Source organism: Aliidiomarina iranensis (assembly GCF_003987135.1).
Classification (GTDB): Bacteria; Pseudomonadota; Gammaproteobacteria; order Enterobacterales; family Alteromonadaceae; genus Aliidiomarina; species Aliidiomarina iranensis.
Genome location: NZ_PIPJ01000008.1, coordinates 72,917 through 86,774 on the forward strand (window position 1 = coordinate 72,917; position 13,858 = coordinate 86,774).

12 protein-coding genes are annotated in these 13,858 nt (G+C 49.6%); 8 read left to right on the forward strand and 4 right to left on the reverse strand.

Annotation, left to right across the window (positions count from 1 at the left end; genetic code table 11):
* Positions 1–86 precede the first annotated feature (86 nt).
* Genes CWE08_RS10045 through CWE08_RS10060 form a run of 4 tightly spaced genes read right to left on the reverse strand, consistent with a single transcriptional unit; the run spans position 87 to position 4,379 of the window.
* The gene (locus CWE08_RS10045; RefSeq protein ID WP_126767935.1) at positions 87–956 is read right to left on the reverse strand and encodes an alpha/beta fold hydrolase; all 870 of its coding nucleotides are present in this window, start codon (positions 954–956) and stop codon (positions 87–89) included.
* Positions 953–1,756: a Slp family lipoprotein gene (locus tag CWE08_RS10050; RefSeq protein WP_126767937.1), complete on the reverse strand. Its 804-nt coding sequence runs from the start codon at positions 1,754–1,756 to the stop codon at positions 953–955. The genes CWE08_RS10045 and CWE08_RS10050 overlap by 4 nt, the downstream gene beginning before the upstream one ends.
* Complete coding sequence (gene tsaB / locus CWE08_RS10055) at positions 1,729–2,469, reverse strand: tRNA (adenosine(37)-N6)-threonylcarbamoyltransferase complex dimerization subunit type 1 TsaB (RefSeq protein ID WP_126767939.1); 741 nt, start codon at positions 2,467–2,469, stop codon at positions 1,729–1,731. Before tsaB ends, CWE08_RS10050 begins: the two co-directional genes overlap by 28 nt.
* On the reverse strand, positions 2,466–4,379 hold the full coding sequence (locus tag CWE08_RS10060) for a DNA repair helicase YoaA (RefSeq protein WP_126767941.1): 1,914 nt from the start codon (positions 4,377–4,379) through the stop codon (positions 2,466–2,468). Before CWE08_RS10060 ends, tsaB begins: the two co-directional genes overlap by 4 nt.
* 63 nt (positions 4,380–4,442) lie before the next feature.
* Here CWE08_RS10060 and CWE08_RS10065 point away from each other — a divergent pair, with 63 nt between their 5' ends.
* The 8 genes from CWE08_RS10065 (at position 4,443) to hisF (ending at position 13,788) form a co-directional block, all read left to right on the forward strand.
* Positions 4,443–6,461, forward strand: coding sequence for a YfiR/HmsC family protein (locus CWE08_RS10065; RefSeq protein ID WP_198677151.1), 2,019 nt, complete (start codon positions 4,443–4,445; stop codon positions 6,459–6,461).
* A gap of 628 nt (positions 6,462–7,089) precedes the next feature.
* On the forward strand, positions 7,090–7,986 hold the full coding sequence (gene hisG, locus CWE08_RS10070) for an ATP phosphoribosyltransferase (RefSeq protein ID WP_126767944.1): 897 nt from the start codon (positions 7,090–7,092) through the stop codon (positions 7,984–7,986).
* 6 nt (positions 7,987–7,992) lie between these two features.
* Complete coding sequence (gene hisD, locus CWE08_RS10075; RefSeq protein WP_126767945.1) at positions 7,993–9,333, forward strand: histidinol dehydrogenase; 1,341 nt, start codon at positions 7,993–7,995, stop codon at positions 9,331–9,333.
* Between the two features lie 30 nt (positions 9,334–9,363).
* Positions 9,364–10,602: a histidinol-phosphate transaminase gene (hisC, locus tag CWE08_RS10080; protein WP_126767947.1), complete on the forward strand. Its 1,239-nt coding sequence runs from the start codon at positions 9,364–9,366 to the stop codon at positions 10,600–10,602.
* Positions 10,603–11,676, forward strand: a complete 1,074-nt coding sequence (hisB, locus tag CWE08_RS10085) for a bifunctional histidinol-phosphatase/imidazoleglycerol-phosphate dehydratase HisB (RefSeq protein ID WP_126767949.1) — start codon at positions 10,603–10,605, stop codon at positions 11,674–11,676.
* On the forward strand, positions 11,673–12,302 hold the full coding sequence (gene hisH, locus CWE08_RS10090) for an imidazole glycerol phosphate synthase subunit HisH (RefSeq protein ID WP_126767950.1): 630 nt from the start codon (positions 11,673–11,675) through the stop codon (positions 12,300–12,302). The genes hisB and hisH overlap by 4 nt, the downstream gene beginning before the upstream one ends.
* Positions 12,296–13,033: a 1-(5-phosphoribosyl)-5-[(5-phosphoribosylamino)methylideneamino]imidazole-4-carboxamide isomerase gene (gene hisA, locus CWE08_RS10095; RefSeq protein WP_126767952.1), complete on the forward strand. Its 738-nt coding sequence runs from the start codon at positions 12,296–12,298 to the stop codon at positions 13,031–13,033. The genes hisH and hisA overlap by 7 nt, the downstream gene beginning before the upstream one ends.
* A complete protein-coding gene (hisF, locus tag CWE08_RS10100) occupies positions 13,015–13,788 on the forward strand; it encodes an imidazole glycerol phosphate synthase subunit HisF (protein WP_126767953.1) in 774 nt (257 codons plus the stop codon). Before hisA ends, hisF begins: the two co-directional genes overlap by 19 nt.
* Positions 13,789–13,858: the final 70 nt, after the last annotated feature.

Sequence of the window (13,858 nt, forward strand, 5' to 3'; positions counted from 1 at the left end):
TCAGACCAGTTGATCCTAGCGATTATCGCCATTGTTACCGCATTTTTAGCATGATTTAATCGGAATTAAACCGATAACACGTGTTTTTAAGTTAAATTGTTTATTAATTGCGCTACTTCGCCCGGTTGCTGCATATGCACATGATGGCCGCCTTGCAGTGTGTGAACCTGCAACTGTGGAACACAACCTTGCCAAGCCGCTACTGCCTGTACTAATTCCGGTGTTCCCGTATTCCCCAAAATTAGCTGAACTGGGCACTTAATATGTTTCAACATATCGGTAGCGTGCGTTTCTGTAAAGCGAATTGGTGATGCTAAGCGCACTCTTGGGTCGATTCGCCAGGTTACACCGCTGCCCTCAGGCTGCAAATTTCGCTCAACAATTAAACGCGCTAAATCTTCGCTTAGTTCACTTTTCTCGGCCCGTAACTTCACCAAGCGTTCACTATTAGGATAAACCGGCGCGCTTTTTTCCGCCAAGCGTTTTCGCGCCGCTATCGCATTTTGCAAATGAGCTACCACATCGCCCTGGGTGCTGATATAGAGCCCAAAGGCTTCAATTAAGGTTAACTTGCTCACGCGCTCAGGGCAAATAGTGGCCACTAATTGAGCAACATAGCCGCCCATACTATGCCCAACTAAATGCAAATCATGAATATCTTCTGCTTCAATAAACGCCACCACATCCGCCACATACTCAGTAAAGTAATACCAGCTCCCGCTTGCTCGATGGCCTGAATGGCCATGGCCCGGAAAATCCAAAAAGCGGCAGTGGAAATTTTCTAAATGCGGCGCTAATGGCGCAAAGCTCGCGGCGTTATCAAGCCAGCCATGTAAACCCAATAACTGCCGAGATGAGGGCGAGGATAATTGCTGGGATGAAGGTGGAAATGAGTGCGGGCCTGTTGATAGGCCCGCAAGTTGGATATGAGAGAGCGGTTTAGAAAACGGCTTCATTCAATGATCTCTTGTTGTATTCGTTCACGGCTGCGAAATTGCCGCTCTACCCGCTGTGGCCGCTCTTGCACCTGCGGCCGTTGGCTCGGTGGCCGCTGGCCTTCGCTCTGCACTGGGCTACCGCCGCCTCTAATGTATGGCTGATTTGGGTAATAGAAATACGGATAATAGTGGTATGGGTGCACACGATATGGGCCCGTACCGTACAAGAAATTGCGATATCGCGGCGAATAAATATCGTAGCGCCAATCATCCATTCGCGGCGCTTCCTCGCGCCATAGCTCTACGCCACTAGCCTGCACCACTGGGAATTCATAGTTATACTCACCAATCATGCCCGCTTCGGTTTCGGTGTAAGTGCCTAAAACCGTGATCATACGGCCTTTTGCATACACTTCCGGATCAGCAAAGCCATCGATTTGCACCCGGAAGCGTCCATAGGTTTCATCGTTCGATTGCGGCCGCCCGAAACTGCGGAGCGCGAACCCCACCACTTCTATTTCTGAGCTATTTTCGCGATTCCGCACTTCAGCAATAATACCGCCCCAGCGCACTTGCTGGCCAGCTGTGGCCTCGGGTGCTGCCCGAACTTGCTGAAAGCTGGTGAGCTCGCCACCATCTCCTCGCACAGAAGAAGGGATTTGCGATGCACACCCGGTTAATGTGAGCATTAAAATGATGACGGATAAACCGAACATTTTCGGCTTTTTCACTTGGCTATACGTGATATTGAACATGGTACTACACCCCACTACGGCTACTTCATAACCTGTTAAGAGCGACCCGGCAACTTTTGCCACGTTACTTCGTTACGAACATAATGAACATCAAAATCTTCGGCTGCAACCATCTTTCCATTAACTAAACGTTGCATGCCAATAGGCAACATATCTTCCGCGTGGGGGAACAAAATTTCAGTGCTTTGCAATTCAGCACCGAATTTCTGTTTTAACGCCTCAGCGTAAGTAACAAAGCCCGTGCCTACCGCAAACCACTTCTGCACCTTGCTCGTATTTGCTGTGCTCCCCTGCACTGAAGATGCCGAGGCTGGAAGTTCAGGCACATGCTCCGGCGCACATACAATTTCTTTTCCCTGCATTACCATCAGACCATGCTCAGCAATACAGGTTCCAAAATATACTTCGCCCATGCGCGCATCGATAGCGGCAACCACTGCATTCGCGCCATGCAAGCGTAAGGCTTGTTGTGCCATAGCTTCTAAACTTGAAACGCCAATTAATGGAATGTTCTGGCTAAAGGCTAAGCCTTGAGCAATGCCGGCCGCGATACGCACACCGGTAAAACTTCCTGGCCCGCGCCCCACCACAATGGCATCAAGCTCGGCTAAACTAACTTGCGCCTCTGCTAGCACCTCTTGCACATATGGCAATAACAAATCTGCATGCTTGCGCGGTGCTTCTTGCCCTCGCGTAATTAACTGTTGCCCATCTGTATACGCAACAGAACAGTATTCGGTTGCACTATCGATGGCGAGTAAACGAGAACTTTTCATTTTCCTTCCTCTAAAAATTGCAACGTTTTTGCTAACGAACGTGTTCGTGTCATGGCCGGTAGGCTACTTAAAAATGTGGCGCCGTAACGTTTCGTTACCATACGGTTATCGCAAATAATTAGCACACCGCGATCGGTAACATCACGCACTAATCGGCCTGCGCCCTGCTTTATGGCGATTACCGCTTGGGGAATCTGAATACTAGCAAAAGGGTCGCCGCCGCGCATGCGGCAATCTTCAACACGCGCCTGCAACAAAGGTTCATCGGGGGAGGTGAAGGGTAATTTATCAATGATCACACAGGTAAGCGCATCACCCCGCACATCAACCCCTTCCCAAAAAGAGCTGGTTCCCAACAACACACCGTTACCGGCGGCGGTAAATGTGCTTAAAAGCTCGCGCTTACTGCTTTGTCCCTGCACCATTAACGGGCGATCTATGGTATCGGTAAGTGCGTGCGCCACTTTTTGTAGCATCCGGTGGCTGGTGAAAAGTACAAAAGTACCACCCGGATTTACCGCAATCACATCGCGCACAATCGCTATTAACGCATCCGCCATTTGCGGTGCATGGGGTTCCGGCAAATAGCGCGGCAAACACAACATAGCCTGTTTAGCAAAATCGAACGGGCTATCTAAAATCAGCGTTTTTGCTTTTTCTAAACCTAAGCGTTCACTGAAATAAGCAAAGGATCCATCCACCGTAAGCGTAGCTGAAGTGAACACCCAGCGCGCCTCTTGCTCAGCCAGTTGCCGGCCAAATGGCTCGGCTACCGAAAGCGGCGTGCGATGCACCGTTAAATGGCGCTGGCTGGTTTCATACCAGTAGCTATAACCGGTAACTTGAGTATTAAGGAGTAAATCCCAGCGTTTACGAATTAAATCTAAGCGTTCAAAACACTGATCTAAATCTTTATCGCGCCCCACCAAGTTTTTGCAAATAGCCAGCGCCCGGCTAATCAGTTCAGCTAAATGGGTGCTCGCTTTCGCGCGTTCATCTTGATTTAAGGCATCACGCCAATTTCCGCGTTCCGGATCGAGCGGAAAATTCAGCCGTAAATCTCGTGCTGCCCGCTCAAGTTGATCGGCAATTTGCGAGAGCGATTTCGCATCGCGCACCACGGTTTTATACAAAAATTGTAGATCTTTACATAGATCCACTAAACCGCGAGTGGATACGGTATCGCTAAAATATTGGCTAGCAATATCCGGTAGTTGATGTGCTTCATCAAATACCACCATATCCGCTGCCGGAATAAGTTCGCCAAAGCCGGTATCTTTGAGCACAAGATCGGCACAAAATAAATGATGGTTCACCACCACAATATCCGCATCTAGGGCTTCTTTGCGTGCTTTAACTAAGTAGCAATCTTCATATTGCGGGCAATCGCGGCCTAAACAATTATCAATAGTGCTGGTTACTCGGGGAATCACCGGAGCATCCTCAGGCAACGAAGCCAACTCGCCCAAATCGCCACTTTTCGTGCGATTCGCCCAATCACGCACTTCTTGTAGTTGCGCCAGCACAGTGCTATCGGCATCGGTGGGGTGTTTAATGTTTTGTTCCAAACGATTCAAGCAAAGGTAGTTGGAACGGCCCTTTAACAGCGCGGCCACAGCTTGCGGCGCCAGTGCATCGCGCAGTTGCGGCAAATCGCGATGAAATAACTGCTCTTGTAAGTTGCGCGTGCCCGTAGACAAAATAACCTTGCCACCACGCAACAGCGCCGGAGCCAGATACGCAAAGGTTTTTCCGGTACCGGTTTCCGCTTCCACCACAAGTTGATCCCCAGCTTTGCTAAGCGATTCAATTGCAGCGGCCATTTTCTGCTGTGCGGGGCGGGGTTGGAAGCCAGGTAGCGATTTACTAAGCGCGCCACCCGATGTAAAAACTGCGGTTACCTCTGACATCCTTTCTTCCTTTACGTTATGCTTGTAGCATTATTTCATAAGTTGCCTAGGATGCCGAATGTTATGATGCGTCGGTTTTTACTGATTCCGGTTTTACTCTTCAATTTAGTTGCAATTAGTGTATTTGCAATTAGTGCGCTCGCCCTCACCTTTTCTGGCAGCGTTCAAGCACAAGCACGCGCTATCGATGATAGTGTATTAACAGCACCGAATGCCGAAATCACTTCGGCAGAATTACGCGCTGCCTATTTATCGAACGTACCGCAATATGTGGTGTGGCCAAATGAATCGGTACGCCAGCAGCTCACCATTGGCGTGCTTGGCAACGAAGCCGTATACAACCAATTAATATCCTCGCCCATTTTACCCGTGCGTGGATTACGAATTGATGTGGAACTCCTTACCCGCCCCAGCATGGCTAGCGATGTCGATATTCTTTATATTGCCCCGGGCGCCTCGCATCAACTCAATAGTGCCTTCAATGCCACCCGTTCTCGGCCTATTTTAGTGGTTAGTGAGCACTCGCCGGTGCGGGAAGAAATGATGATTAACTTAGTCAGTGGTGCAGAAAACCGCTTGGCTTTCCAAGTTAATAATGAGCGCATTCAAGATAGCGGCTTGCGCTCCACCTTGGATTTACTCACTCTTCGTGGCAACGAGCTTGAGCTTGCTGTTTACGCGCGGCGGGCCTACCAACGCCTAGCGGAACTGCAAACTGAATATACCGAATTAGAAGATGCTTTAACCGCCACGCAAGAGGAAAATAGCCAGCTTCTCAATCGCATTCAAATTCTCGAACAAACCATTCGTGAGCGCGATAATGTGCTCAGAGCCCAGCAAGGCACCTTGGAAGACCGTGAACAAGTGATGGAATCACAACAATCTGCGTTGCGCGATTTACTCACCGAGCTTGACCAGCAGCGCCAGCAGATTTTATTACGCGAAGAACAGCTGCGGCAAATTCAGCAAACATTGCGCCAGAGTGAAAGTTTACTTGCGGCGCAACAACAAGAGCTGAATGAAAAAGAAGAACAGTTACGGCAAAAGCAAGTAGATAGTGATGAACTAGCGGAGCGCATTACCGCAAACCGCAACGTGCTGGCGGTACAACAACAGCAACTGCGGGATCAGCGTAATGCGCTCGATGAGCAAATGGCCTTGCTCGAATCTCGGGAGCGAACTATCGATCGGCAACGTTTGTATTTATGGGCCATTGGTGCGGCATTCTTAATTGCGCTCATTTTGGCGTTTACTACCGTTGTTATGTTCCTAAATAAACGGAAAACAGCCGGCAAGCTCATGTTCGCCCTCGATGAGCTGCATGAAGCCCAAGATAAACTGGTTGAATCAGAGAAAATGGCGGCACTTGGTAATTTAGTTGCCGGTGTTGCGCATGAAGTGAACACCCCACTTGGGGTGGCGATTACGGGAACCAGTATGGTGAACGATCGCATTACTGTGCTGAAAGAAAATCTTGGCCAAGGCAACCTCACTCGTGAACAACTGAGTAATTTTCTTGAGCGCAGTTCGGAATCATTGAGCCTCACGCAAAAGAACCTTTCTCGCGTAGGGGCGCTGATTAGCAACTTCAAGCAAATCGCTGTGGATCAAATGGTAGCGGAACAGCGCGAAATCGATTTAGGTGGTTACCTAGAAGAAGTGATGTCAACGCTTTCCATCGAACTTCGCCGCGCTGGCATTCGCTATGAAATTGATATTCCAAAAGAAATTCGTATGATTACCATTCCAGGGGCCATGGCGCAAATAATTACCAACTTGGTTACCAATTCAATTCGCCATGCCTTTACGGAGCCCGGAGGAATGCTGCACCTAGAGGCTGAATCTGTTGAGGGGAACCAAGTGCGTTTGCAGTTCAGTGATAACGGCGCGGGTATGAATAACGCAACGTTAACGCAAGTTTTCGATCCTTTCTTCACAACTAAGCGTAATGAGGGTGGAACAGGGTTAGGTATGTCGATTGTATATAACTTAGTGCGGCAGAAGTTACGCGGTGATATCTCAGTTAAGAGTGAACTAGGTAAAGGCACTACGTTTATATTGCGGCTACCGAAAAATCTGTAAGCAGGTTAGGTTGCATCTATCGATGCATTCTCGGTTACAACAGTAACGAACACGAGCCCTTATTCCTGCGGGTGCAAATTTGCCATCGGAATGGCAGCGAAAATAAATTAGAGAAGCTGGGTGTAGGTGTAGATGTAGGTGCAGACGTAGATGCAGGTGTAGGTGCAGTAGCGTGAGGGTAAAATTTCACCGCTAAGCACTTGCAATTTTCCTTAAGCCAAGTAAAATTCATACAACTTTACGAACTCAAACAGCTAAATCGCAATTTTTAAGGCTTGAAATGATGAATTTTGTATACAACTTTACAGACAAGGCAGGCAAAAGCGCGAAAGCACTTTCGCGTGCGCTCGTGTGCAAAATTGCGCGTATGCATCACCATCACCATCCTTTGTAACGGCCTTCTGCTGTAACGGAAGGTGCGTTTCACTAAACGGTACCTTCCAAGTAAAAAAGCTGCAAGCCCCGGAAGCGTACCTTACCGGGGCTTTTTGTTTGTGTTTTTTAGCATGAATGTTTTAGCACAGGCTTTTTAACACGAGAAATGTAGAACGAATTAACACAGAATGTTGCTAGGCTAGCACAAGCCACAACCACTCAACTTTTTGCAAGAACTGAAAGGATAATGAATATGAGCAACGAACGCCTAACTATAGCCGTACAAAAATCAGGCCGCTTGAGCAAAGAATCAATGAAATTACTTGCAGCCTGTGGCGTAAAATTCAATATCCACGAAGCCCGCCTAATGGCGCACAGCACCAGCCATCCGGTAGATTTGCTGCGCGTGCGCGACGACGACATCCCCGGTTTAGTAATGGATGGTGTAGTAGATCTTGGTTTAATTGGCGAAAACGTGTTGGAAGAAGAGCGTTTAGAACGTGTGATCAAAAAACAGCCAAGCGGCTTTAACTCATTGCGCCGCCTTGATTTTGGCTTTTGCCGATTGAGCGTAGCGGTGCCAAAAGAAGTGCAATACGATGGCCTCCCAGCTCTAGCCGGGAAGAAAATCGCCACAACCTATCCGCGTATCTTAGAAAATTACTTAAAGCAACAAGGTATCAACGCGCGTACCGTGATGCTAACGGGCTCTGTGGAAGTAGCCCCACGCGCAGGCTTAGCCGATGCCATTTGTGATTTGGTATCTACCGGCGCCACCCTAGAAGCCAATGGTTTGGTTGAGCAAGAGGTTATCTTCCGCTCGCAAGTGCAACTGATTCAGCGTGAAGAAGCGTTAAGCGACGAAAAACAAGCTCTGGTTACTAAGCTACTGGCGCGCTTAGACGGTGTGCAGTTAGCCAAAGAAAGCAAATACATTATGCTGCACGCACCAAAAGATAAGTTACAAGAAGTAGAAGCAATATTACCCGGTGCTGAGCGCCCTACCATACTGCCATTGAGCCACAGCGATAGCCAAGTAGCCGTGCACGTGGTGAGCACCGAAAACCTATTTTGGGAAACTATGGAGCAACTAAAGGCCTTAGGCTGTAGCTCGATTTTGGTAATGCCAATTGAAAAAATGATGGGATAAATGGCGATGAGCATGAATATTCAATTACCCGCACCCGTTACCTGGCAAGAAGCGAGTAGCGAAACCCGCGCCAAATTACTCAGCCGCCCGGTGCAGGCTGTTTCGGCTGCGCTGCGGGAACAAGTAGCAGCGATTATCGATAAGGTGGCGAGCGAAGGTGATGCAGCCCTTCTTGAGCTTACTGCGCGTTTCGATGGCGTTCGCTTGCAAAGCCCCGAACTCAGTATGGATAAAGTAGCTGAAATTGCCGAACAAGCGCCGGCAAGAGTGAAAGCAGCCATTGATCAGGCCTACAACAACATACGCGCATTTCACTTGGCGCAAAAGCCAAGCGATGTAGCACTGGAAACCATGCCTGGGGTGTATTGTGAGCAGAAGTTTGCGGCGCTAGCGCGAGTGGGCCTGTATATCCCCGGCGGCAGCGCCAGCTTACCAAGCACTGTATTGATGCTCGGTGTACCCGCACAAATTGCCGAGTGCAGCGAGCGCGTGTTAATTAGCCCACCTAACCCACAGGGCGAACTCACGCCAGCTATCTGTTATGCGGCAATTAAATGCGGCGTTACCGGTGTTTATTTAGGTGGTGGCGCACAAGCCGTTGCGGCCTTAGCCTTAGGCACTGAAAGTATTCCTGCGGTTGATAAAATTTTCGGCCCCGGTAACAGTTATGTTACCGAAGCAAAGCAACAAGTAAGCCAACGTGCCGGTGGCCCTGCTATCGATTTACCGGCTGGCCCCTCTGAGCTACTGGTTATTGCCGATGATAGTGCCGAGCCGGCCTTCGTAGCCGCCGATTTGCTCTCCCAGGCTGAACACGGCCCTGATTCGCAGGTGATTTTGCTAAGCCCTTCCGCAGCCATGATTGCGGCGGTACGGGAAGCCTTGGCCAAGCAACTGGCTACCCTGCCACGCGCTGAAATCACCAATCAAGCATTGGCCTCAAGCTCGTTAATTCTTACCCAAGATTTAGCAGAAGCGGTAGCCATTAGTGAAACCTATGCACCTGAACACTTGAGCCTACAACTCGATGATTGCGAACCTTGGTTGCCAAAATTAACGCGGGCGGGCTCTATTTTTGTTGGCCATTACACGCCAGAATCGGGCGGCGATTATGCCACCGGTACCAACCACGTATTGCCAACCTATGGTTTTGCCCGCAACTATAGCAGCTTAGGCTTACTCGATTTCTATCGCCGTTATACGGTACAAACCGTAAGCCCAGAGGGCCTTGCTGATTTGGGCAATACCATTGTTGATTTAGCCGCGGAAGAGGCGCTCGATGCCCATTTACGAGCCGTTTCACTTCGCTTAGAGAGCACGCGTTTTCAACGCGACACGCAAAAATAATGGCCGCATAAAGAACGCCGGAGAAACATCATGAGCGCAGAAACATCATCTGCTGATTTTATTGCCAGCTTGTTGCGCGAGCACTTGCAGAGTTTTACCCCATATGCCTCGGCGCGCCGCAGCATGTCCGGTGGTAACCTGTGGCTAAATGCCAATGAATCACCCTATGGCCGCAGCTATCAAGTGGCCACTGAGAATCTGAATCGGTACCCTGATTTCCAAAATAAAGTTTTGAATCAAGCCTATGCTGATTACGCTGGCGTGAAGCCTAGCCAAGTGATTAGCCACCGTGGCAGTGATGAAAGTATTGAGCTGTTGATTCGCAGTTTTTGTGAGCCTGGGCAAGATAAAATTCTCATTTGCCCGCCGACCTACGGTATGTATGCCATTTCCGCGAGCATCAACCACAATGAAACCGTGGTTGTGCCGTTGCAGCAAAGCGATTGGCAACTGGATCTCGAAGGCATTCGCAAAGCGCTCGATGAAGCCGAGGGCAGAATTAAGGTTGTATTTCTATGCAACCCCTCAAACCCTTTAGGCAATGCCTTGCGAGAAGAAGATATGCTGGCCGTATTAGAAATGTGTAAAGGCCGCGCGCTGGTAGTGTCCGATGAAGCGTATATTGAATTCGCTGAGGCGAGTAAGTTTGCGCAAAACTCAGCTAGCGTAAACACTAGCGCAGGCCCTGAAGCACTTGCATCAGCGGCAACTAGTGCAGCCAACAGCACCGTATCTATGGTACGGCACATGGCGAGCTACGATAATTTGGTGGTGATGCGTACACTTTCCAAAGCCTTTGGCTTGGCCGGCATTCGGGTTGGCTTTACCATGGGTTCCGAGGCCTTAGTGAATGCGTTGTTGCCAGTGCTTGCACCCTACCCCTTGCCAGATATGAGCGTGCAAATAGCCAATCAAGCGCTGCAGCTGGATAATCTTATTGCTACTCGGCAGAATACGTTTGAGAGCGTGAGCGAGCGGGAACTCTTAGCTACGGCGCTGGAAAAGCTCGATTATGTGCAAGCAGTTTACCCCAGTGTTACCAACTTCATTTTAATCCAAGTACAAGATGCTCAAGCCCTGATACAATACTGCGTTGAGGCGGGTGTGTTACTGCGCAACCAATCAAGCCAAATTGGCTTGCAAGAGGTGGTGCGGATCACAGTGGGTAGCCCTGAAGAAAATGAGCAATTACTGCGATTATTGCAGCAATATCAACCGAACGCTGCAACAACAAGCGCAGCGTTTGCGAACCAAGCGGAGGCCAAGTAAATGGCGGCACAAAAAATCTTATTTATCGACCGTGATGGCACCTTAGTAGAAGAGCCGGCAGTAGATAAGCAGTTAGATAGCTTGGCAAAACTCGTGTACGAACCGGGCGTAGTAAATGCCCTGCAAGATCTACAAAACGCGGGTTACACGCTCGTGATGGTAAGTAACCAAGATGGCCTTGGCACTGACAGCTTCCCGCAGGCAGATTTTGATGCCCCACACAACGCCATGCTGGCCTTGTTCGCGGCTCATGGTATTAAGTTTGCCGATGTGCTGATTTGCCCTCACTTTGATCACGATAACTGCAGTTGCCGCAAGCCGAAGTTAGGTTTAGTGAAAGAATATTTGCAGCAAGGCAAGGTAGATTTCACTACCTCAGCGGTGATTGGCGATCGCGATACCGATTTACAACTCGCCGATGCCATGGGTATCGAGGGTATTCACTATGATCGCCAAAGCAACAATTGGCCAGCCATTGTAAAAGGCCTAACCGAGAAACAACGGGTAGCTTCGGTAACACGCACCACGAAAGAAACCGATATTCGCATTGATGTGAATCTTGATGAAAGTGGCCCGATTAAAATTCACACCGGGTTAGGCTTTTTCGACCACATGTTAGAGCAAATCGCTACACATGGCGGATTTTCGCTGCAAGTTAGCGTTACTGGTGATTTACACATTGATGATCACCACACGGTAGAAGATACCGCCTTAGCCTTGGGCGAAGCTTTGCATAAAGCCATGGGTGATAAGCGTGGTATTGGCCGCTTTGGCTTTGTGTTGCCAATGGATGAGTGCCGGGCAGAGTGCGTACTCGATATCTCCGGCCGCCCATTTTTGGTGTTCAACGCTGATTTCTCCGCAGAGCACGTAGGCCAACTCGGCACGCAAATGGTTGAGCACTTTTTCCGCTCGCTGTGCGATACCATGAAAGTATCGTTGCACCTCACTACTACCGAGGGCAATGCCCATCATCAGGTAGAAAGCTTGTTTAAAGTATTTGGCCGCGGTTTACGCCAAGCCATTCGCAAGCAAGGGAGTGAGATGCCTTCGAGCAAGGGAGTTTTGGCGTGAATTTAGTGATTGTAAACACCCGCGTGGCGAATCTCGCATCGGTTGATTTTGCCTTTCGCCGCCTAGGTGTTACGCCAGTAATTAGTGCCGATCCTGCGGTGATTAAGGCAGCCACCCATGTTGTTCTGCCGGGTGTAGGCACCGCAAGCGCCGCCATGCGTTCGTTAGAGAGTTTGGGCCTTGTACCCGTGTTGCGGGAATTAACCCAGCCGGTGCTAGGCATTTGCTTAGGCATGCAAATGCTCACCGAGCGCTCCGCCGAAGCAGGTGCGGGTTCGGCTGTTGCTACCGGCGAAACCGCCGGCTCAGTAAGCTGCCTAGGGGTTATTCCTGGCAATATTGAACGCATGCAAGCGGCCACTGGCAAGCCGTTACCGCACATGGGCTGGAACCGCACTGAGGTTTCCGAACATCCATTATTCGCCGGCTTACAGGATCCTTGGTTTTATTTTGTACATAGCTTCGCCGCGCCGATTAGTGCGCAAACGATTGCCAGTTGCGAATACACTCAAGGGTTTTCCGCCGCGATAGCCCACAATAATTTTATGGGCGTGCAATTTCACCCTGAGCGTTCTGGTGCCGATGGCGCCCGAGTTTTACAGAATTTCTTGGAGCTTGCATGTTAATTCCAGCACTCGATTTAATCGATGGTCAAGTAGTACGCCTGCTAAAAGGCGATTTCGCCCAGCAAACTACCTATCACAGCGATCCCGTTGCAGTGGCCTGCCAATACCGCGATAGCGGTGCCGAATATATTCATTTAGTCGATCTCGATGGCGCCCGCGACCCGGCTAAACGCCAACTCGCTCTTTTAACCGAGATTACCAAAGTATCCGGCTTGCCAGTGCAAACTGGCGGTGGCATTCGCAGCAAGGCCGATGTTGAACAGCTTCTGGCCGCCGGCGTTAAGCGCGCGGTAATTGGCTCGAAAGCGGTAAAAGATCCAGAAACTGTATTGGCGTGGCTGGATGAATTCGGGCCCGAGGCCATTGTGTTAGCGCTGGATATTAACATTGATAGCAACGGCAAGCGCTGGCTCGCCACCGAAGGTTGGCAAGAAAATAGCAGCGTAACCCTCGATGAATTGTTGCAGCAATACCTTGAGCGCGGATTGCGCCATGTGCTTTGCACTGATATTAGCCGTGATGGTACGCTCAGTGGCTCCAATGTGCCTTTGTATGCAGAACTCAAACGCCAATATCCAAGTATTGTATGGCAAGCTTCTGGCGGTGTTGCCGGCTTAGATGATTTAACCGCATTAAAAGCAGAGCAATGCGATAGTGTGATATTGGGTAAGGCCTTACTCACCGGAAAATTTACCCTTGAGGAGGCAATCACATGCTGGCAAAACGCATAATTCCGTGCCTTGATGTTCGCGATGGCCAAGTAGTGAAAGGTGTTCAATTTCGCAACCATGAGATTGTTGGTGATATCGTGCCGCTGGCAACCCGCTATGCCGAGGAAGGCGCCGATGAATTGGTGTTCTACGACATTACCGCCAGTGCTGATAACCGAGTGGTGGATAAATCATGGGTGAGCCGTGTGGCGGAAGTTATTAATATTCCGTTTGCTGTGGCCGGTGGTATTCAAAGTGTTGAACAAGCCCGAGAAATTCTGGCTATGGGGGCGGATAAAATATCAGTGAACTCCCCTGCCTTGCGGCGCCCAGAGCTGATTAACGAATTGGTGGATGAGTTTGGCCAGCAATGTGTGGTAATTGGCATTGATAGCTTTTACAACGCAGAAACCGGGCGCTACGAAGTGTATAAATTTACCGGTGATGAAAGCCGTACGGAAAAAACCATGTGGGAAACCGCCGATTGGGTAAACGAAGTAATTGCTCGGGGCGCGGGTGAAATTGTGCTGAATTGCATGAATCAAGATGGTGTGCGCCGGGGCTATGATATTGAGCAATTGGCAAGTATTCGTAAGCATTGCTCAGTGCCGCTAATTGCTTCCGGTGGTGCCGGAGCGGAGCAACATTTCATTGATGTATTTCAGCAGGCTGAAGTTGATGGTGCCTTGGCGGCATCGGTATTCCACAAGGGTATTTTACCGATTCCAACACTCAAACGAACGCTGCGGCAAGCCAATGTGGCGATTCGCCCTTAACGTGAAAAAGAGAACGTGAAAAAGAGAACGTTAAGAAAAGAACGTGAAGTTACTAGCGTGAAGGCGCTAA

Excerpts from the sequence above, each read along its gene's own strand:
- hisG (WP_126767944.1), top strand. The coding sequence starts at position 7,090 with ATGAGCAACGAACGCCTAACTATAGCCGTACAAAAATCAGGCCGCTTG.
- hisA (WP_126767952.1), top strand. The coding sequence starts at position 12,296 with ATGTTAATTCCAGCACTCGATTTAATCGATGGTCAAGTAGTACGCCTG.
- hisF (WP_126767953.1), top strand. The coding sequence starts at position 13,015 with ATGCTGGCAAAACGCATAATTCCGTGCCTTGATGTTCGCGATGGCCAA.
- CWE08_RS10060 (WP_126767941.1), bottom strand. The coding sequence starts at position 4,379 with ATGTCAGAGGTAACCGCAGTTTTTACATCGGGTGGCGCGCTTAGTAAA.
- CWE08_RS10045 (WP_126767935.1), bottom strand. The coding sequence starts at position 956 with ATGAAGCCGTTTTCTAAACCGCTCTCTCATATCCAACTTGCGGGCCTA.
- tsaB (WP_126767939.1), bottom strand. The coding sequence starts at position 2,469 with ATGAAAAGTTCTCGTTTACTCGCCATCGATAGTGCAACCGAATACTGT.
- hisB (WP_126767949.1), top strand. The coding sequence starts at position 10,603 with ATGGCGGCACAAAAAATCTTATTTATCGACCGTGATGGCACCTTAGTA.
- CWE08_RS10065 (WP_198677151.1), top strand. The coding sequence starts at position 4,443 with ATGATGCGTCGGTTTTTACTGATTCCGGTTTTACTCTTCAATTTAGTT.
- hisD (WP_126767945.1), top strand. The coding sequence starts at position 7,993 with ATGAGCATGAATATTCAATTACCCGCACCCGTTACCTGGCAAGAAGCG.
- hisC (WP_126767947.1), top strand. The coding sequence starts at position 9,364 with ATGAGCGCAGAAACATCATCTGCTGATTTTATTGCCAGCTTGTTGCGC.